This is a genomic window from Pseudomonas sp. GW821-FHT02A08 (assembly GCF_059422045.1).
In genome coordinates, this window is sequence record NZ_JBWKWD010000008.1 from 96,636 (window position 1) to 116,184 (window position 19,549).

Annotated in this window: 17 protein-coding genes, 2 pseudogenes and 1 riboswitch; of the genes and pseudogenes, 7 read left to right on the top strand and 12 right to left on the bottom strand. The window is 60.9% G+C overall.

The window, feature by feature from the left end; all coding sequences use genetic code 11:
* Nucleotides 1-70: 70 nt before the first annotated feature.
* The 6 genes from AC07W4_RS08405 to AC07W4_RS08430 all read right to left on the bottom strand — a co-directional run bounded on the left by AC07W4_RS08405 (nucleotide 71) and on the right by AC07W4_RS08430 (nucleotide 9,849).
* Nucleotides 71-712, bottom strand: a complete 642-nt coding sequence (locus AC07W4_RS08405; protein ID WP_008045972.1) for an MBL fold metallo-hydrolase — start codon at nucleotides 710-712, stop codon at nucleotides 71-73.
* Between the two features lie 87 nt (nucleotides 713-799).
* Nucleotides 800-3,538, bottom strand: a complete 2,739-nt coding sequence (locus tag AC07W4_RS08410; protein ID WP_495032122.1) for a winged helix-turn-helix domain-containing protein — start codon at nucleotides 3,536-3,538, stop codon at nucleotides 800-802.
* Nucleotides 3,539-3,714: 176 nt separating this feature from the next.
* The gene (locus AC07W4_RS08415) at nucleotides 3,715-5,079 is read right to left on the bottom strand and encodes a DUF1329 domain-containing protein (RefSeq protein ID WP_095943457.1); all 1,365 of its coding nucleotides are present in this window, start codon (nucleotides 5,077-5,079) and stop codon (nucleotides 3,715-3,717) included.
* A 28-nt stretch (nucleotides 5,080-5,107) separates the two neighbouring features.
* Nucleotides 5,108-7,009, bottom strand: coding sequence for a DUF1302 domain-containing protein (locus AC07W4_RS08420; protein ID WP_495032123.1), 1,902 nt, complete (start codon nucleotides 7,007-7,009; stop codon nucleotides 5,108-5,110).
* Between the two features lie 338 nt (nucleotides 7,010-7,347).
* Nucleotides 7,348-9,030 carry a fatty acid--CoA ligase gene (locus AC07W4_RS08425; RefSeq protein WP_008045977.1) on the bottom strand — a complete coding sequence of 561 codons (1,683 nt, stop codon included), beginning with the start codon at nucleotides 9,028-9,030 and terminating at the stop codon, nucleotides 7,348-7,350.
* A gap of 189 nt (nucleotides 9,031-9,219) precedes the next feature.
* Entirely contained in the window at nucleotides 9,220-9,849 is a 630-nt protein-coding gene (locus tag AC07W4_RS08430) for a LysE family translocator (protein WP_008045978.1), read from the bottom strand.
* Between the two features lie 91 nt (nucleotides 9,850-9,940).
* On the opposite strand from AC07W4_RS08430, the gene AC07W4_RS08435 reads away from it, so the two are divergent.
* The 3 genes from AC07W4_RS08435 (at nucleotide 9,941) to AC07W4_RS08445 (ending at nucleotide 12,787) form a co-directional block, all read left to right on the top strand.
* Complete coding sequence (locus AC07W4_RS08435; protein WP_495032124.1) at nucleotides 9,941-10,906, top strand: 2-hydroxyacid dehydrogenase; 966 nt, start codon at nucleotides 9,941-9,943, stop codon at nucleotides 10,904-10,906.
* Between the two features lie 33 nt (nucleotides 10,907-10,939).
* Nucleotides 10,940-11,938: a methyltransferase gene (locus tag AC07W4_RS08440; RefSeq protein ID WP_495032125.1), complete on the top strand. Its 999-nt coding sequence runs from the start codon at nucleotides 10,940-10,942 to the stop codon at nucleotides 11,936-11,938.
* Between the two features lie 50 nt (nucleotides 11,939-11,988).
* Nucleotides 11,989-12,113: riboswitch (yybP-ykoY riboswitch) on the top strand.
* Nucleotides 12,114-12,202: 89 nt separating this feature from the next.
* Complete coding sequence (locus AC07W4_RS08445) at nucleotides 12,203-12,787, top strand: TMEM165/GDT1 family protein (RefSeq protein WP_008016665.1); 585 nt, start codon at nucleotides 12,203-12,205, stop codon at nucleotides 12,785-12,787.
* Nucleotides 12,788-12,933: 146 nt separating this feature from the next.
* Here the strand turns inward: AC07W4_RS08445 and AC07W4_RS08450 are convergent, their stop codons facing one another.
* On the bottom strand, nucleotides 12,934-13,752 hold the full coding sequence (locus AC07W4_RS08450; RefSeq protein WP_495032126.1) for a M48 family metallopeptidase: 819 nt from the start codon (nucleotides 13,750-13,752) through the stop codon (nucleotides 12,934-12,936).
* A 1,361-nt stretch (nucleotides 13,753-15,113) separates the two neighbouring features.
* Here AC07W4_RS08450 and AC07W4_RS08455 point away from each other — a divergent pair.
* Both AC07W4_RS08455 and AC07W4_RS08460 read left to right on the top strand, forming a co-directional pair.
* A pseudogene (locus AC07W4_RS08455) lies at nucleotides 15,114-15,311 on the top strand (HAMP domain-containing protein); the annotation flags it as partial.
* A gap of 111 nt (nucleotides 15,312-15,422) precedes the next feature.
* A complete protein-coding gene (locus tag AC07W4_RS08460; protein WP_413787378.1) occupies nucleotides 15,423-16,166 on the top strand; it encodes a methyl-accepting chemotaxis protein in 744 nt (247 codons plus the stop codon).
* Between the two features lie 113 nt (nucleotides 16,167-16,279).
* On the opposite strand, the gene AC07W4_RS08465 is transcribed toward AC07W4_RS08460, so the two are convergent.
* Genes AC07W4_RS08465 through AC07W4_RS08475 form a run of 3 tightly spaced genes read right to left on the bottom strand, consistent with a single transcriptional unit; the run spans nucleotide 16,280 to nucleotide 17,391 of the window.
* Nucleotides 16,280-16,903 carry an SOS response-associated peptidase gene (locus AC07W4_RS08465; RefSeq protein WP_223454762.1) on the bottom strand — a complete coding sequence of 208 codons (624 nt, stop codon included), beginning with the start codon at nucleotides 16,901-16,903 and terminating at the stop codon, nucleotides 16,280-16,282.
* Between the two features lie 35 nt (nucleotides 16,904-16,938).
* Entirely contained in the window at nucleotides 16,939-17,199 is a 261-nt protein-coding gene (locus AC07W4_RS08470) for a putative signal transducing protein (RefSeq protein WP_008045983.1), read from the bottom strand.
* A 9-nt stretch (nucleotides 17,200-17,208) separates the two neighbouring features.
* Entirely contained in the window at nucleotides 17,209-17,391 is a 183-nt protein-coding gene (locus AC07W4_RS08475) for a CPXCG motif-containing cysteine-rich protein (protein WP_008045984.1), read from the bottom strand.
* A gap of 139 nt (nucleotides 17,392-17,530) precedes the next feature.
* On the opposite strand from AC07W4_RS08475, the gene AC07W4_RS08480 reads away from it, so the two are divergent.
* Nucleotides 17,531-18,697 carry a 1-acyl-sn-glycerol-3-phosphate acyltransferase gene (locus AC07W4_RS08480; protein WP_495032127.1) on the top strand — a complete coding sequence of 389 codons (1,167 nt, stop codon included), beginning with the start codon at nucleotides 17,531-17,533 and terminating at the stop codon, nucleotides 18,695-18,697.
* Between the two features lie 77 nt (nucleotides 18,698-18,774).
* Here the strand turns inward: AC07W4_RS08480 and AC07W4_RS08485 are convergent, their stop codons facing one another.
* Nucleotides 18,775-19,053: a hypothetical protein gene (locus tag AC07W4_RS08485; protein ID WP_495032128.1), complete on the bottom strand. Its 279-nt coding sequence runs from the start codon at nucleotides 19,051-19,053 to the stop codon at nucleotides 18,775-18,777.
* 190 nt (nucleotides 19,054-19,243) lie between these two features.
* Between AC07W4_RS08485 and AC07W4_RS08490 the strand changes: the two genes are divergently transcribed.
* Nucleotides 19,244-19,450: a hypothetical protein gene (locus AC07W4_RS08490; protein WP_033063016.1), complete on the top strand. Its 207-nt coding sequence runs from the start codon at nucleotides 19,244-19,246 to the stop codon at nucleotides 19,448-19,450.
* Here AC07W4_RS08490 and AC07W4_RS08495 read toward each other — a convergent pair.
* Nucleotides 19,450-19,536 (bottom strand): annotated as a pseudogene (locus tag AC07W4_RS08495) (outer membrane lipoprotein carrier protein LolA); the annotation flags it as partial. The gene AC07W4_RS08490 and the pseudogene AC07W4_RS08495 sit on opposite strands and share 1 nt — an antisense overlap.
* Between the last annotated feature and the right edge of the window lie 13 nt (nucleotides 19,537-19,549).

Genomic DNA, 19,549 nt, shown 5'->3' on the forward strand with positions numbered 1-19,549 from the left:
CAACGGACCAAGGCACAGCCTTTGCGGGTGTTGGATCACTTTCGGGAACAAAAATTCCGCTCGTTACAAATCAGGCCCGCACAAAGGGGTTTTCGCGCATTTCATCGCCCAGACGGGTGTCCGGACCATGCCCGGCCACCACCGTCGCCTCTTCGTCAAGGGTGTACAAACGCTGTTTGATCGAACGCACGATGGTCGCCTGATCGCCACCCCATAAGTCCGTGCGCCCGACTCCGCGACGAAACAGCGTATCGCCGGCAATCAGCAACTTGGCCTCGGAAAACCAGAAGCTCATGGAGCCCGGTGTATGACCTGGCGTGTGCAGCGCCACGCCACAACCGCAGGCCAGTTCTTCATCATCGGCCAGCCAGCGGTCCGGGGATGGCACCGGGGTATAAGGAACGCCGAACATCTGGCACTGCATTTCCAGGTTGTCCCACAGAAACTGGTCTTCCTTGTGCAAGTGCAGGGTCGCGCCGGTTTTCTCCTTGAGCTGACCGGACGCCAGGAAGTGATCGAGGTGGGCGTGGGTGTGAATGATGCTGACCACTTTCAGACCCAGGGCATCGAGACGCGCCAGGATCAGCTCATGATTGCCACCCGGATCGACGACGATGGCCTTTTTCGTCACCGGATCGCCGATGATCGTGCAGTTGCACTGCAACGGGCCGACGGGGAAGGTTTCGCGGATGAGGGTGGGATGCTGGGACATCGGGGGCCTGCTCGATAAACGGGGACGGGCGATTTTCGCACAATTGAGTATCCAGCCAATGGCCGCGATGTGTAACGTGAAAAATCCTTAACCCAGCACCCCCAACTCCTTCGCCCGCGCCACGGCCTGCGTACGCCGCTCGACCCCGAGTTTGCTGTTGATGTGGCTGGCGTGGGTCTTGACCGTGTGCAGGGAAATAAACAGCTGATCGCTGATTTCCTGGTTCGAACAGCCTTGGGCAATCAATCGCAGGACCGCCATTTCCCGGGTGCTGAGCTGTTCCGCGGTCGCGCAGGACTCCAGCCCGGGACGGACAGCCAATGCCGGCAGTTTTTCACTGAGGCTCAGGGACACGGGGGTTGGCGGACAGTTTTGAAGCTGTCCACGCAACCAGTCCGGGTGCTCGGCCAGCAAGCCCTCGAAGGGTTGCAGCACTCCTCCGCCGGCGGCGTCCAGCGCCTGGGCCAGTGCCTTGCGTGCTTCTGGCTCCCGTCCGTTGCCCAGCAACAACGCCACTTTCTGGGTCAGCGCCATGACACTGAGCATCTGCCGGCCGCTTTGCTGGCCATGTTCAAGCAGCGCATTCAAACGCCCTTCGGCCAGCATCGGCTGACCCTGGATGACGTCGAGCAAGGCTTGTTGCAATTCGATATGCAGCGGCAATTGCGGGTGGAATTCTGGTGGTGCCGCCCCGTTTTCGCCGTTATAGGTCTGCCCCAGGCGTGCCAGCCAGGCTTCGGCCAGATCGGTGCGCCCCTGGGCCAGCCAGAGTTCACATTTGACCAGGGTGATCATGGCCAGGTAGTAGATTGGTGGCACATCCCAGATGTGCATGAGGCGTTCGGCTTCGGCAAGTTCGGCAAAGGCCTTGGCAAACTCGCCACTGTTGCCTTCCAGCCTGGCAATCACGCAGTGGCCGATCAGCACGCTGATGTCACGGCAGGCACGCGCCTCGCTCAATCCGGCCTGTAATCGCACCCGCGCCAATTGTGGCTGCATGCGCAGGGCCAGCAAAAAGCCTTCGTACAAGGTCAGCCGGGCGCGAACCGCATACAGCCGCTGCGCAGACAAGCTCTGCAGGCGCTGCATTCCCTGACGAACCTCCTCCAGCGCCCGACAGATTTCCCCGCGCGCTTGCAGCACCCGGGCGCGGTCGTAGTGCGCCAGTGCTTCGAACAAGGGGTTGCCGACCCGTTGCGCCAGTTCCAGCGATTCGCGGTTAAGCCCTCGTGCCCGCCACAAATCACCGTCGGCAATGGCCAGGTTGGACAGGGTCGAGAGGCACATCAGCCGCTGGCCGTAACGCTTGGACGGAAGACTTTCCAACGCTTCGCCGCAGTACCGCAGCGTCAGTTCGCGGTTGCCGCGCCCACGGGCAATGATGCCGCTCAACGCCAGCCATTGAGCCAGCATCGACTTCTGGGCGGTGGCCGATGGAGCGGGCAGGAAACGGCTCAAATGGCTGGCCAGTTCTTCGGCGGCATCCAGTTGGCACGCCATCCCCAGTGCCCAGCTATAGAGCACGATCAGTCGCGGCGTGCTGATCAGCAAGCTGTCAGGCAAGTCCATTTTCCAGCGCAGCAACATACCGACGTTCTGCTCCGCCAGCAGTTGCTCTTCGGAGAGGTTCTGCACCAGGTTCGCCGCGACGTCCAGGTGGCCGGCGCGCAAAGCCTGCTCCACGGCCTCATCGAGAAGGCCCTGGGCATTGAACCAGCGGCAGGCACGCAGGTGAAGGCTGGCGGGCGGCACCATCGACTGGGAGGTCGGGCGCGTGCGCAACAGATCGGAAAAAAGGTGGTGGTAACGATACCAGTGGCCATGCTCGTCCAGCGGCACCAGGAACACTTGGTGGGCGAGCAGGAAACGCAGGATCTCTGCGCTGTCATGGGCGTCGCGAACGGCGTCGCACAGTTCGCTGCAAAAACGTTCCTGGGGCGCTGTGTCATAGAGGAATGACTGAACCTCGGCCGGCAGGCAATCGATGACCTCTTCGAGCAAGTAATCGCGGATCAGCCCTTCCCCGCCGTGCAACGCTTGCGGCAGCGCACCATCGGTGCCCGCCTCCGAGGCGGCCAGCAGCCAGAAACGCAACCCCGCGACCCAACCTTCGCTGCGCTGGATCAGGTTTTCCAGCGCCTCACCGCGCAAGGAACTGCTGTGCCGGTCGAGCAGACTCAAGGCCTCGTCATGGGTCAGGCGCAGATCCTGCTCATGCAACTCAAGCAGTTGTCGCGACAGCCGCAGCCGCGCCAGGTGCCAGTCGGGACGCTGGCGACTGGTAACCATCACGAGCAAGCCATCGGGGAGATGATTGAGGAAAAATTGCAGGCAACGATCCAGCACCGGCCCCTGGGCCAGATGGTAATCATCCAGCACCAGCAGCAATGGCGTCGCGGTGGACAGGTGTTCGGCCAGTTCGTCGAGCAGGCCGTCCAGCCACTCTTCGAACGCGAACGGCTGATGGCGCTGGCGCATTTTCAACAGCCCGAGGGATTGCCTGCCCAGGTGCGGGAAGTAGTCCTGAAGGCCTTCGAGCAGGCGTTCGAGAAAACGTCCCGGGTCACTGTCTCGCGGGCTCAAGCCCAGCCAGAGACTTTGCCAGTGCGCCGGCAACCCCTGACAGAATTCCACCGCCAACGAGCTCTTGCCGAACCCTGCCGGTGCGCTGACCAGCAGCAACCTGCCACCGAGCCCGGCACTCAGGCGCTCACACAACCGTGGACGCAGCACATGGCCGTCGGGCAACGGCGGGCGGAAGAAGCGCCCGTCGAGTGTCGCGACAGCAACGTTTGCAGAACCTGGGGGTGTAGACAAATCAGTCATAGCCGGCTCTTGTTTGAATTGCGGGTGGCGGCGTTGCAGATGTCCGCAGACTAGCCGTAAACGGATAGGGAATGAAGGTAATTGCTACAAATGGCTACAAAAAGTCTACAAGCAAAAAAAAACGCCCCGAACCAGTCGGGGCGTTTTCAGAGGGTGCGGCCTCTACTCAGTACACCTTAGCGAACACCATCCTGACGCAACGCGGCCGGGGTGAAGTCGCTGGTGGTGGCAGTGAAGCCGAAGTCATAAGCCGACTTCTCTTCGTTCTTCATGCCCAGTGCCAGGTAACGACCCGACTGCAGGTCATACAGGGCTTCGAGGGCATACCACGGCACTTGCTTGTCGTAGTAGTTCTCGGCATGGGCCTCGCCTACACGCCACAGTTGGCCACGACCGTCGTAATGGTCGATGACCGCTGCCTGCCAGGTATCTTCGTCGATGTAGAAGTCACGCTTGGCGTAGATGTGACGCTGCCCTTCCTTCAAGGTGGCAACTACATGCCACACCCGGCGCAGCTCGTAACGCGCCAGGTCCTGGTTGATGTGACCGGCCTTGATGATGTCGGTGTACTTGAGGCTCGGGTCGTCGAGCTTGTAGGCGTCGGAGGCGATGTACATCTCTTTCTTGCCTTCGAGCTTCCAGTCGTAACGATCCGGTGCACCGTTGAACATGTCCAGGTTATCGGAGGTACGCAGGCCATCGGCCGCGGTACCCGGCCCGTCATAGGACACTTGTGGCGCACGGCGCACACGGCGCTGACCGGCATTGTAGACCCACGCCGAACGAGGTTCCTTCACCTGGTCGAGGGTTTCGTGAACCAGCAGCACACCACCGGCCAGTCGTGCCGGGGCAGTCACTTTCTGCTTGAAGTAAAACAGGATGTTGCCCGGGTTCGCCGGATCGTAGTCCTTCATCTTGTCGCGGAATACGAACTGGTCCTGGAAGTACACCAGGCTGAACGAGCCGTTCGGCTGTGGCGTGGCCTGGGTTACCAGGCGGGTCACGCTACCACCGCGATAACGGGTGATGTGGTTCCAGATGACTTCAACGCCGCTTTTCGGAATCGGGAACGGAATGGCGGTTTCAAAGTTCTCCAGGCCGTTGCCGCCCGACACCAGCTTGGTGTTGGTGGCGTTCTTCTTGATGGCGGCGAACACGTCATCCGGCACGGTGGCACCGCGATGGGACGGATAGACCGGCATCTTGTAGGTTTCCGGATAGCGCTTGAACATCGCGTACTGGCCCGGGGCGAGCTTGTCCTTGTACTGGTCGACGTTCTGCGCCGTGATGGTGAACAGCGGTTTTTCGCTGGCGAACGGATTGGACAGGAAACCTTTGCTGTCGACCGTACCGGCGTTTTTCGCCATCGGCTTCCAGGCCGGGATCGAACCGTCGGCGTTACCCGCCATTTCGGCGCCCATCGGGGTCAGGCTCTTGCCCAGCTTGTCGGCCTCGGCCTGGGGTACCGCTGCGATGACGCTGGTCGCCAGCAGCGAAAGACCCAGAACACCGGCGTGGAACAGACTCTTTGTTATTTTCATATCTGTGTTCGTCCTGAAAATACTGTGCTTAGAAGTTCACGCCGAGGCTGAGCGCAACGAAGTCGCGGTCATCCACGGTGGTGTACTTGCCGTCGAAGAAATTGGTGTAGGCCAGGCTCGCGGTGTAGGTGTTCTGGTATTCGGCGTCGACACCCAGGCTCACCGCCTTGCGGCCTTCCTCGAAGTTGCCGCCAGGACCAGGGGAGTAACCGCTCACGTCATGGGACCAGGCAACGTTCGGCTTGAGGTTCACACCGGCAAACACGTCGTTGTATTCCCAGATGGCACGACCGCGGTAGCCCCACGAAGTCGCGGTGGTGAAGCCTTCGTCGGTGCAGTTGCGGCTGCGGTTGTTGGTCGGCGTACCCGGGCCGGCACCGTTGATGGTGCTGGAGTTGAGCGCCACGCAGGTATCGAGTGCGCCGGAGGCTGGCAACTCACCCGGGCCGTAGACCGGATCGCGGCCATAACGAACGTCAGACGTGCTTTCCAGGCCGCCAACGTGGGTCACGCCCACTTCGCCCACCAGGGTCAGACGGCTGGCGCCCATGACCTGGTCGAAGAAGTGCGTCAGGGTGGTCTGGAACTGGGTGACTTCCTTGCGACGATACCCGTGCAGGTCCTGACCCGGCACGCCGGTAAGCAGCGATGCATTGGTCAACGGATTGTTCGGGTTGTTATTGCCCAAAGGACGTATACCGGAGAACAGGATGTCGGTGGAGTTGAGCTGCACCGGCGCGTTCGGACGGTAGCTGATCTCACCGCTCCACGCCGTACCGGTAGGCAGGGTGGTGGAGAAACTCAAGCCATACAGGCGAATGTCCTCGGGGTATTCGATGAAGTATTGCGAATTACCTGCCACCAGCAGTGGCCCGAGTGCCGCGAACGGGCCGGGCAACCCTCTGGCCGTGTTGTAGACCGACTGCGGCGCACCGGTGGCGCTGAAAATCGGCGCGCGGCTGTGGTAGTTCATGAAGTAGGCGCCGAACTCGGTGTCCAGCGGGTCGAACATGTACTTGAAGGACGCGCCCCACTGACCGCTGTCGCGGGCATCACGATCGGGGCCACGACGCACCAGAACACCCTCTTCGTTGACGTCGACACCGTTGGCGGCCAAAGGCGCCAGGGCAATGGCCGGAATTTGCGAGCGCTTGTTCAGTACACGCAGGTTGTCGTCGCAGCCGTCGGCAACGATGTCCGGCTGGGAGAAGAACGTGCCGCAGTTGTCGACGACGGTCTGGTCCCATTCAATTTGGTAGAACGCTTCGGCCGAGAGGTTTTCGGTCAGGCTCTGGGACACATAGAACATGTTGACCGGGATCAGGCCTTCCTTGATCTCGGCACCCGGACGACGGAACGCGGACACGTCGATCGGGTTGATCGAGTTGATGCCGCCACCGATGAAGGTACTTTCACCCCAGCTCACGACCTGCTTGCCCAGACGCACGGAGCCCGGCTGATCGGCAATGGCGTAGTTGTGGTAGACGAAGGCGTCGAGGATCTGGCCGCCGGCGGACTTGGCGCCTTCCTTGCGGCCCTCGTCGCTGATGTCCTTGAACGGACGGCTTTCGTCCTTCAGTTCAAAGTCGTACCAGTATTTGCCACGGACGAAAACACCGGTATCGCCGTATTTCAGTTCAAGGTCATGGATGCCCTTGAAGATCTTCGAGAAGGTTTCCCCGCTCTTGAAGTTCAGGTGACCGTCATCAGAAGTCTGGGACAGACCCTTGCCGCCGTTGTTGACACCGATGAGGTTCTTGTTGGCACTTTCGGTAGACCAACTGGCACCAACCGACAGGGATGAGTCGAACTGACCTTCGATTTCACCGACGTTGAAACTGACGCCGAATGCTGGCCCGGCGAGCGTAGAGGCAAGACTGACAGCCAGGGGCAGTTTCGCCCGGCGCCAGAACTGGTTTACTGATGTCATCGACCCTACTCCATGTGCATTTTATTTTTATGGCAAGAGCACTTCTAAAAACGCTGTGGATAACCGGGAGCCATGGCATCCCAAAGTCATTCCAAAGTTGCATCGCCCCGGTTCGTGCGGTTGCCCCGTTCTTAAAAATCCTTGAGCGGACTATAGCCAGCAGGTAGTAGCGCTTGATCCCTCTAAAGTGTGATTTGCAGTTGCCAGCCACTCTGGAACAGTCCTTTCGCCAGTCCGACACCCGTCGGCACGGCAAGGATGGCTGAAAAATTCGATTTGACAAGCCAAGCGCTTGCTTGGTGGGGCCGGCGTGCCCTTTCGGGCACACCGGGAGACGCTTAAAGCGTCGAGAGGAAGGTGCTGTTGGTGGCCTGCCATTCGCTGATGTCGACACGAATGCGCTTCTTGTCGAGTTTGCCGACACTGGTCTTGGGAATTTCAGTAACAAGGGCGATCTGGCTCGGAATTGCCCACTTGCTCAGGTGCCCCAGCTCCACAAACGGCTTGAGGTGTTCCTTGAGTTCCCGCGCCCCGATTGCATGACCCTCACGGAGCACCAGCAGGGCAAACGGCCGCTCGCCCCACTGCGGGTCGGGGATCCCCACCACTGCTACTTCACGTACCGCCGCATGACGGCTGATCAGGTCTTCCAGGTCCAGGGAGGAGATCCACTCGCCACCGGTCTTGATCACGTCCTTGATCCGGTCACGAATGTCGATCACGCCCATGCTGTCCAGGGTCGCCACGTCACCGGTGTGCAGCCAGCCTCCGGCCCAGAGCTCGGCGCCCTTCTGCGGCTCGTTGAAATAACCCTCCGTCAGCCATGGCGCGCGTAATACCAGCTCGCCCTGGGTCTCGCCATCGGCGGGCAGGAAGTTGCCTTCGGTGTCGACGATCGCCGCCTCCACCAATGGCCCCGGCACGCCGGCCTTGATCCGGTAAGTGGTGCGTTCGTCTTCGGTACCGGCCATCAATTCGTCGTTGAGGTGCGCGCACGACACCAGTGGCCCGGTTTCCGACATGCCGTAGGCGGCCGTCAGCTGAATGCCTTTGGCCTTGGCCGCCTCGTACAACGTGCGGTTCAGGGCGCTGCCGCCGATGACGATTTTCCAGCCGCCGAAGTCGACGTTCTGCGCGGCCTTGGCATTGAGAACCATCTGCAAAATGGTCGGTACGCAATGGGAGAACGTGACCTTCTCCTTGCGCCACAACTCCACCAGGTACTCCGGGTCATAGCGGCCGGGATACACCTGCTTGAGCCCGAGCATGGTCGCCACATACGGCAAGCCCCAGGCGTGGACGTGGAACATCGGGGTGATCGGCATGTACACGTCGTTGGTGCCCAGCAGGCGCACACTATCGATCGCGCCCATGATGGTCGACACGCCCATGGTGTGCAGCACCAGTTGCCGATGGGTGAAGTACACGCCCTTGGGGTTGCCGGTGGTGCCGGTGGTATAGAACGTGGTCGCGACCGAGTTTTCGTCGAAATCCTCGAAGTCGTACTGCGGGCTCGCCGCTGCCAGCAACTGTTCGTATTCGCCGACGAGGTTCGGCAGGTCCGCGGTTTTTTCCGGCAGGTCAGTCAGCAGCAGGGTTTTGTCGACGGTGGTCAGGTGCCCCTCGATGGCCTTGTACAGGCCGACGAACTCGCTGTTGACCAGCACAAAGCGGTCCTCGGCGTGGTTCATGGTGTAGAGGATCTGTTCCGGCGACAGGCGCACGTTGATGGTGTGGATCACCGCGCCGATCATCGGGATGGCGAACATGCATTCCAGGTAACGATGGCTGTCCCAGTCCATCACACCCACGGCATCCCCGGGCTTGACCCCGGCCGCTGTCAGTACGTTGGCCAGGCGGGCCACCCGTTCGATCAGGGTCGGGTAGCTGTAGCGCAACTTGTCGCGGTAGATGATCTCGCGGGTTTTCTCATAACGGGCACCGGACATCAGCAGCCGTTTGATCAACAGCGGGTACTGGTAAGCGCCTTCGGCCGGGGGGATAACGCGAGTCTGCAACATAATAATCCCTTTAATCTGACTGCACGGTCGTGACTGAAAGTACGCACTGTAGTGCCCTTGAACGTCAGCCAAATCAGCCAAAGGAATGATTTGCAGAACCCCGCAAATGCTAGCATTGCGCCAGCATTGGCCATTTATTACGCACTGTAGGAGCTGCCACAGGCTGCTCCTACGGGGGATCACGATTGATCAATGCATCTCGGTAAAAGCCAGCTTCACACCAATTGCAATCAGCACCGCACCCATGGTCCGGTCGAACCAATGCCCCATGCGGGCGAAACCGGCGCGCACGCGCTGCTGACTGAACAACATCGCCACTAGGCAGAACCAGCCCGCTGTCGCCGCGGCCAGGTAAACCCCGTAACCGGCCTGCACCGCCAGCGGCGTGTGCGGGTTGATCACCACGGTGAACAGCGAGAGGAAGAACAGCGTGGCTTTCGGGTTGAGGCCGTTGGTGACGAAACCTGAGGTGAAAGCACCACGGGCGGTGCGCTCCCCGGCTTCCTTGTGCAGGTCGTCCGTCACAGGCTTGGCCGGTTGCGCGCGCAGCGCCTTGTAACCGATGTACAGCAGGTAAGCGGCGGCGGCCCATTTCAAGGCATTGAACAGCACGATCGACTGAGACACGATCAGGCCGATACCCAACAGCGAGTAACCCACGTGCAGGAAAATCGCCGTACCCACACCCAGCGCGGTCCAGGTGCCCGCACGGCGACCGTGGGTAACACTCTCGCGCACCACCACGGCAAAGTCCGGGCCGGGACTGGCCACGGCCAGCAGGTGAATCAGGGCAACGGTCAAGAACTCTGTCCAGTACATGGGGGCTCCTTCAGGCCAAGCGTAACTATTTATTTCATCTGGTAGGCTCGGCAGGTTACGCCTTCAGTTCATTGCACAAAAGGTACAGTTGATGACGAACACTCGCCGCGCCGTATTCCTCGACCACCCGTCCCTGGACCTCGGCGACCTTGACCTGGACCCGTTGCGCAGTTGTTTCAGCGATTTGCAGCTGTACGCCCAGACATTGCCCGATCAGGTCATCGATCACCTCAAGGGCGCCACCGTCGCCATCAGTAACAAGATCCTGATCGATGCCGCCGCCATGGCCGCCAGCCCTGATCTCAAGCTGATCCTGATCACCGCCACCGGCACCAACAATGTCGACCTCGCCGCCGCCCGCGCCCACGGGATTACCGTGTGTAACTGCCAAGGTTACGGCACACCGTCGGTGGCGCAGCACACGATCATGCTGCTGCTCAACCTGGCCACGCGCCTGGCCGATTATCAAAAAGCCGTGGGCGAAGGTCGCTGGCAGCAAGCCAGACAATTCTGTTTGCTGGACTACCCGATCGTCGAACTCGAAGGCAAAACCCTTGGCCTGCTGGGACATGGCGAATTGGGCGGTGCAGTCGCACGGCTGGCTGAAGCCTTCGGCATGCGCGTTCTGCTGGGGCAAATTCCCGGACGCCCTGCCCGGCCGGACCGCTTGCCGCTGAATGAACTGTTGCCGCAAATCGACGCACTGACTCTGCACTGCCCGCTCAACGAACACACCCGCCACTTCATCGGTGCCCGTGAACTGGCCGCGATGAAACCTGGCGCGTTCGTAATCAACACCGCCCGCGGAGGCCTGATCGACGAACAGGCGCTGGCCGACGCCTTGCGCAACGGACATCTGGGGGGCGCCGCCACTGACGTGCTGAGCATCGAGCCTCCCGTCAACGGCAATCCGCTGCTGGCCCACGACATCCCGCGCCTGATCGTCACCCCGCACAACGCCTGGGGCAGCCGCGAGGCGCGCCAGCGAATCGTTGGCCAAGTGACCGAAAACGCACGGGGATACTTCAGCGGTAAGGCGCTGCGGGTCGTCAGTTGATAAACTGCGGCACTTTTTTCCACGGGAGCAGTTATGGATCCGCGCAGTGAAGTACTGCTTCGTCAGGCCGAGTTATTCCAGGGTTCGGTGTTGTTGGCCGGTTTGCCCGCCGACGACTTGCTGGGCCGCCTGCCCGAAGCTCATGGCTGGTGCTGGCACGCCGGCGATCAGGCCGCGCTGGACGCCCGCTTCGCCGAGCGCAGCCATTTTGGCGTGAATGCGCCCGAGCGCGAGTTCGATACAGCGGTGGTCTTTCTGCCCAAGGCCAAGGACCTGACCGACTACATCCTCAACGCCCTCGCCTCGCGGCTTGCCGGTCGCGAGCTGTACCTGGTCGGCGAGAAAAAAAGCGGCATCGAAGGTGCCGCCAAACAACTCAATCCGTTCGGCAAGCCACGCAAGCTCGACAGCGCGCGCCACTGCCAGCTCTGGCTGGTCACCGTGGCCAACGCGCCTGAAGCCAAACCGCTGGAAAGCCTGGCGCAGACCTACGAACTGCCGCTGGCCGAAGGCCCGCTGAAGGTCATCAGCCTGCCGGGGGTGTTCAGCCATGGTCGCCTGGATCGCGGCAGCGCACTGCTGCTGGAGCATCTGGACAAACTGCCCAGCGGCCACTTGCTCGATTTCGGTTGCGGTGCAGGGGTCTTGGGCGCGGCGGTGAAACGTCGTTACCCGCACAACCAGGTCACGATGCTGGATGTGGATGCCTTCGCCGCTGCCAGCAGCCGTCTGACCCTGGCTGCCAATGGTCTGGAAGCCGAGGTGATTACCGGTGACGGAATCGATGCCGCGCCGATGGGTTTGAGTGCGATCCTGAGCAATCCACCATTCCATGTCGGCGTGCACACCGACTATTTCGCAACCGAGAACTTGTTGCGAAAAGCGGCCAAACATCTGAAAAACGGCGGCGAACTTCGCCTGGTAGCGAACAGCTTCCTGAAGTATCAACCGCTGATCGAAGAGCACCTTGGCGTGTGCTCGATCAAGGCCGAAGGACAGGGCTTCAGAATCTACCGGGCAAAACGCGGCTGAGACTTTTTTGAAAAAGAAGGCTTGCCGAATGGGTTTTGCAAAGGCAGAATCCGCTCCGTCCTAGGGGAGTAGTCTCCCACGAGCGCCACGCTCGTCCGGCATGCGTCAACATACTTGGTCAAAAGACCATGGCGCATGCGACCCAAGCATCCACATCAGATGGATCGCAGGGTTTGACAAGACCTATGACACGAACACCTTACCCGGGGCGGGAAGGCTGTACGTGTCATAGCCGTGTCGACCCGCCCCTTAGGAAAACCCCTGATGCTGGATTCATTACTCGTACCTACCGCAATCGTTGCCTTGGCCGAAATCGGCGACAAGACGCAACTGCTCGCGCTCATTCTCGCCGCCCGTTTCCGCAAGCCCTGGCCGATCATCGCCGGTATCGTCGCCGCGACCTTGGCCAACCACGCGGCCGCCGGTGCAGTCGGTGCCTGGGTCGGCAGTTTCTTCTCGGATACGATGCTGCACTGGATCCTCGCCGCGAGCTTCGCCGCCACGGCGCTGTGGACCCTGGTCCCGGACAAGATGGATGACGACGAGGCCAGCACCGCCCGCAAGTTCGGGCCGTTCCTGACCACGCTGATCGCGTTTTTCCTCGCGGAGATCGGCGACAAGACGCAGATCGCGACCGTGATGCTGGCTGCGCAGTATCCGGAACTGTGGCTGGTGATTATCGGCACCACCCTCGGCATGCTGATTGCCAACGTGCCCGTGGTATTGGCCGGTAACTTTGCCGCGGACAAATTGCCATTGACCCTGATCCGTCGACTGGCGGCGTCGGCGTTCTTCATCCTGGCGATTGTCGCGGTGTACAAAGCGATGCAGAGCAGCGGATGGGTTTGACGAGGTAACGCAGTAGACCGCGTTATCGTTCTTCGCGAGCAAGCCCGCTCCCACATTGGTTTTGTGCTCGACGCCGAACCCTGTGGGAGCGGGCTTGCTCCGGGCGGCGATCCGACGAAGAGGCCAGCAGTCTCACCGCATGACGATCAGGACTTCCTGGCCTTCTCGTACAAAGGCATGACTTTCGGAATCGCCGCCTGCAACGCCGCAATACGGCTCGCCGACGCCGGGTGAGTGCTCATGAACTCCGGTGGCGCACCTTCCGAAACCTTGCTCATCTTGTTCCACAGGGTGATCGCGGCATTCGGGTTGTAACCGGCGCGGGCGGCCAGTTCCAGGCCGATCAGGTCCGCTTCGTTTTCATTGGCGCGGCTGTTGGGCAAGGTCATGCCGTAGTTGGCCACGGTATCGGCCAGGGCCATGGTGTCCTGCCCCAACCCCAACAAGGCACCGGCGCCCTGCTTGGCCATTTCGATGCCATAAGCCTTGGACATCGCCTCACGACCGTGCTCGCGCAGGGCGTGGGCGATTTCATGGCCCATGATCGCGGCGATCTCATCGTCGGTCAGCTTCAGGGTGTCGATCAGCCCGGTGTAAAAGATGATCTTGCCGCCAGGGCCGCAGTTGGCGTTGAGTTCATCGCTCTTGATCAGGTTGACTTCCCACTTCCACTGGGCCGCGTCCGGTCGGAAGTTCGGCGCCTGGGCAATCAGCCGGTCGGCAATCAGCTGAACCCGCCGGGCTTCATTGCTGGTCTTGTCCAGCACACCTTTGCTGGACGCCTCGCCCACAGTCTTCTGATACGACTGGGCGTACATCTGGTCGACCTCTTGCGCGGACAACATGCTGAACATGTATTGCTTGCGCTCAACGCCTACAGCACCGCCACTGGTGGTATTGACCGACTGGCAACCGGTGAGCAACAGCGCTGCGCCCAGCGCACTGACAACCAAAATCTTGTTCATCAAAAAACTCCCTGAAAACATGCTGCGTATCCTAGGCGCGGAAATGTATAGGCGCCAGATACTATGGACGTAAGACGCACAATTCGGACAAAGCTCTCATCGCCGTAGAAAAAAATTCACATACGGCGGCGCCCCACAGCCCATCACGCCGCGCATTGATTCAATTACGACATCCGGCATGCAAAAACAGTCATTTCATCCGCCCGCGCTCATGCCCGCCCGTCACCCTGCCGATACATCTGGGCAGTCGTCTTTTCCCGTGCGGAGCCCCCATGAAATTCAAGTCGATCCAGTTTTCCGTGGCAGCCCTTGCCGGCGCCATTGTCCTTAGTGTCGTGGTAGCGCTGGTGGTGTACGCGCTGTTTTCCGGGGCCCGGACGCAGGACATGGTCCAGGAACGGACCCAGGCCCAGTTCGAGCAAGTCATCGAACAACGCCTGACGTCCCTGGCACAGACCCAGGTCAGCCAGATCCAGCGTGAGCTCGAAGCACCGCTGTTGATAGCCGGCGCACTGGTGCGGGTCAACGCCCTGATCGGCACACCCGGTGCCGATGGCCAGCCTGCGCTGAGCCTCAGCCGTGAGCAACTGATCGGCCTGATCAAGGAAAACGTAGTCAAGAACCCAAAGATCCTCGGCACCTACATCGGCTGGGAAAAAGACGCGCTGGACCACAATGATGCGGCCTACGTCGGCACCCAGGTGGTCGGCATCGACGCCAGCAACGGGCGCTTCCTGCCCTGGTGGTTCCGCAACGACGACGGCACCCTGGGCCTGGACAAACTGGTGGACGTCGACGACCAGAAAACCCTGTCCACCGGCGTGCGCGCCAGCGAGTACTACCTGTGCTCGAAAGAAACCAGAAAATCCTGCGTGATCGATCCTGCGCCATACAAGGTCGGCGATAAAATCGTCATGCTCGCCTCCTTTATCGAACCGATCATGCTCAACGGTGCCTTCCAGGGCATCGTTGGCGCCGACCTGTCGGTGAACTTCATCCAGGAAATGCTCCTGGGCGCCAACCAGAAACTCTACGGCGGCGCCGGGGAAATGGCCCTGATCGGCGGCAATGGCCGCATCGTTGCCTACACCAAGGATCCGAGCAAATTCGGCGAAAAAGTCAGCGATATCCTCGACAGCAAGCAGATTGCCAACATGGCCAATCTCAAGCGCGGCGAAGTCACCTACACCGTCGACAAGGCCCAGGGCCGGATCGAGTTGTACCTGCCCTTCGGCATCGGCCAGACCGACGCCCGCTGGACCCTGATGCTGCAATTGCCGCTGAACGCGGTCATGGCCGACCTGCAAAAACTCCAGGCCGACCTCGACGCCCAGCGTAAATCCGACACCTTCGGCATGGCGATGGTCGGCCTGGTGATTGCCGGTATTGGCTTGCTGGTGATCTGGCTGGTGGGTCACGGCATCGCCCGTCCGCTCAAGCAGATGGTGGCCATGCTCGACGATATCGCCCAGGGCGAAGGTGACCTGACCCGGCGCCTGACCAGCGACCGCGCCGATGAACTGGGTTCGATCGCCAAAGGCTTCAACACCTTCCTGGCCAAATTGCAGGCGATGATCACTCAGGTGGTGACTTCGGTGCAGAGCGTCAGCGACTCGTCGGAACACACCGCCGACATCGCTATCCGCACCAACACCGGCGTACACAAACAAATGGCCGAGATCGATCAGGTGGCCACCGCCGTGCAGGAAATGACCGCCACCGCCCAGGACGTTGCGCGCAATGCGACCCAGGCCGCACAAGCCGCCAGCCATGCCGATCAAGCCGCCAGCCAGGGCATGCAGATCGTGCGCGACACCTCGAATTCGATTGGCGCCCTCGCCGTGGAGATCGGCCGGGCCGTGGGCGTGGTGCAAACCCTGGCCAAGGACAGCGAAAACATCAACGCCATCCTCACCGCCATTCGCGGGATCGCCGAACAGACCAACCTGCTGGCCCTGAACGCAGCCATCGAAGCCGCCCGCGCCGGTGAACAGGGCCGAGGTTTTGCCGTGGTGGCCGACGAGGTGCGCAACCTGGCGCAGAAGACGCAAAAGGCCACCGAAGAAATCCAGACCATGATCCAGCAACTGCAGCAGGGCACGCGGGATGTGGTGCGAGTCATGGAAGACAGTCAGAACCGCACGGACGAAAGCGTGCAACATGCGGCCAAGGCCGCCGAAGCGCTGGAAACCATCACTCAGGCGGTGTCGGTGATCAACGACATGAACACCCAGATTGCCAGCGCGGCCGAGGAGCAAAGTGCGGTGGCGGACGATATCAACCGCAACGTGATCAACATCGGTCAGGTGGCCAATGAAGTGGCCGGTGGTGCGGATGAGTCGAGCGCGGCCAGTGCGGACTTGACCAAGCTGGCCGAGCAGCAGCGGCGGTTGATCAATCAGTTCAGGGTTTGACCTTCAGGCCCTCTTCGCGAGCAAGCCCGCTCCCACAGGGGATTTGTGTACGCCACAGATCCAATGTGGGAGCGGGCTTGCTCGCGAAGGGGCCAGCACTGACACCAAAAAACTCAACCCGGCGTCAGACACTCCGGCCCATTGAGCTTCGGATCATTCACCATGTTGGCCAGCACCCGCTCACGCAATGCGGCGGGTTCACTGGCCAGCAAGGCTTGCAAAGCATGCAACGGCGTCTCGGGATCCAGCCACGCGGCCTGCCCCGCCTCATCAAGAATCAACGGCCGCCGCTGGCTTGCCGCCGGCTGGGTGATCACGGCGGTACTCAGCCACACCTGCTCCTGCACCGGATATGCCTCCCAGATCGCCGCAAAGAACAATGACGAGCCCTCCCCCGGTGTCAGCCAGTACGGGCGCTTGCGCGTCGTGCCGCGCCATTCGTAGAAACCATTGGCCGGCAACAGGCAGCGGCGCAGGCGCAGGGCTTCGCGGAACATCGGTTGTTCGGCAACGGTTTCGGCGCGGGCGTGGGCCGGAGTGCGGGACAGATCGGTCAGCCAGGGTGGCGTCAGGCCCCAGCGGGCGCGGGCCAGCGTGCGCTGACCGTCAGGCTCGGCCCGCAGCATCAACACCGAATCATTCGGGGAAATGTTCCACTGCGCCTGCTGGTCGGCGGGAAAACCGGGCAGCGCCGCGAAGGCGGGGTTCCAGCGAAACAGGGCATAACGTCCACACATGGGGCAACACGGCTCTTGATCAAACGAACGCCAGCCTAACAGACCAGCGTGCCGGGAAAGCTGTCCGGTTCATCGCCGGACAGCGGCAGCGCGGCATTGTACGCGGTGATCAGCTCGCGGGCGTATGCAGCCTGGTCGTTCTCGACCGACAGCCCGAGCAGGCCATAGATCGGCAACTCGCCGCTGCCCCCGAGCAAATCACGGCCCACCAGATGCGCCTCGATACCCTCGCTGGCGAGCATGCCTTGCAGCAACTCGCCTTCCATCAGGTTTTCCGGATCGTAGATGCGCTGCATACACGCTCCTCATTCGTTTTCACTGAACACTTCGAGATGCCATTCCTCTTCATGAACCTGCAACACGAAGGTTATCGGCCGGCAGCACACCTGACAGTCCTCGATATAGGTCTGATCGCCACCGGACAAATCCAGCGTCGTCTCTACCTCCTCACCACAATACGGACATTCATACACTGCGTTTTCCAGCATCGCGGTCTCCCAAGTGACTTGTGCGTATAATCGCCGGTCTATTTGCAGGGCTATTTTTGTCTGGCTACTTTTTCAGACCGTGCCCCGCCGGTTTTCGAACAAAACCTTTACTTACCCTAGCCGTTTCTAACAAGAGAGCATGATGGGCGAATTCGATGCCATCCGACCTTACGACGACAGCGAAGTCCCAGCGGTGCTGGACCGGCTGCTCGGCGACAAGGCGTTTCTAGATATCCTCACCCACTTCCGCTTCCCGCGTTTTGCCGGCGCCTTAGGCTGGGCGCTCAAACCTCTTATAGCCCATCGGCTGCGCCGTGAGTTTGCCGGCGTGACCTGTGTGGCCACGTTACAGGACAAAGTCGAGGTTTACGTCGACCACACCATCGAGCGCGCCACCGACGGTGTCACCTATACCGGTGTGGAGCAATTCAAATCCGGCAGCGCCTACCTGTTCATCGCCAACCACCGCGACATCGTGATGGACCCGGCCTTCGTCAACTACGCCGTGTACCACGCCGGCCTGCCGACCCCGCGCATCGCCATTGGCGACAACCTGCTGCAAAAGCCCTTCGTCAGCGACCTGATGCGCCTGAACAAGAGCTTCATCGTGCACCGCTCGATCAGCGGACGCCGGGAGAAAATGGCGGCCTATCAATTGCTTTCGGCGTACATCAACCATTCGATCCGCAACGATTGCGCCTCGATCTGGATCGCCCAGGCCGAAGGCCGCGCCAAGGACGGTGACGACCGTACCGAATCGGCGATCCTCAAGATGTTCCACATGAGTCGCAAGGACGAGCCGTTCGGCGAAGTCATTCAGTCGCTGAACCTGACCCCGGTGTCGATCAGCTACGAATACGACCCGTGTGACCAGGCCAAGGCCCGCGAGCTTTACATCCGCGCCACCACCGGCACCTACACCAAAGTGCCAGGCGAGGATGACGTGAGCATCGCCAAGGGCATCACCGGCTACAAGGGCCGGGTGCATGTGAACTTTGCCGCGCCGATCACCGAACTGTTCGAAGACACCAAGCAATTGGCGGTCGAAATGGACAGGCAAATCCTCAGCGGATACCGCTTGTTCCCGGTGCACTACCTGGCTTATGCGCAGTGGAAGGACGCCGATCCGCAGTTGCAGGTGCCCAAAGCCGCCGAAATGTTCCCGGCCGAGGAACTGGCCAAGGCCCATGAAGAATGGCAACGCCGCCTGGACGCCTGCCCTGAGGAACATCGTCCATTCCTGGTGCTGCAATATGCGACGCCGGTGCGCAATCAGTACCGGGTGAAGGCAGGATTACCGCTGTAAGCGGTTTCTGCCAGATGTGAAAACGGCGCCCCTGGGGCGCCGCTTTTGTATCTGTTCGCCACAGGTTTTGCGGTTACTCAGACCTGAGTGCTGATCCACGACACCAGCAGCGCGATCCCCATGCAGGCAAAGCCGAAGATGTAGAAAAACCGGTTCATGCGCAAGGTCGCCCAGTCCAGCGTGGGTTCTACGTTGGGGCTGCTCTGGCGCTGCGCCTGCAAACTGGCCATCGCGCGCAGTTCGCGACGACGGGTGGCGTGCAGCAACCAGCCGCCCGGGAAGGCAAAGAGCAAGGCCAGCAGATTGATCAATTTGGCGGGATGGGCGGTAAACAGCGTCATCAAGTGCAGCGACATCACAGACCTCAAGCAAATCAGGTGGCAGGTGCCGGACCGGCGACCGCGGCGCGGATTCTACCGAAAGCCTGCGTACCTGCCCTCTGTTTCCGACAAATAACGAAGCATTTGATCAATGGCTGTCCTGCGTCACGGCTTCGTCATCTGTATCGGCGAACATGCGCGCCTCGAAACCGACAAGGACCACGTCATGCTCCACGCCGAAAACCAGGATCGCCTTTACCTCATCACCCCCAGCGAAGAACAACAAGCCCTCGTCGGCAGCCTCGCCTTCAACGTTCAGGATCGCCACTGGCTGGTGTATTGCGCCTTGGGCGGGCATCACCATGCGGATTTGCCTGAAACGGATTTACTGACCGGTGTGAGTGTGCTGGATTTCTACTCAGAAGCGGCCTGACACCAATCTGTAGGAGCGAGCTTGCTCGCGATGGACTTGAGGGCACCGCGGGGAATCAGATTTCCCGCGTAATCGTTAACGACCATCGCGAGCAAGCTC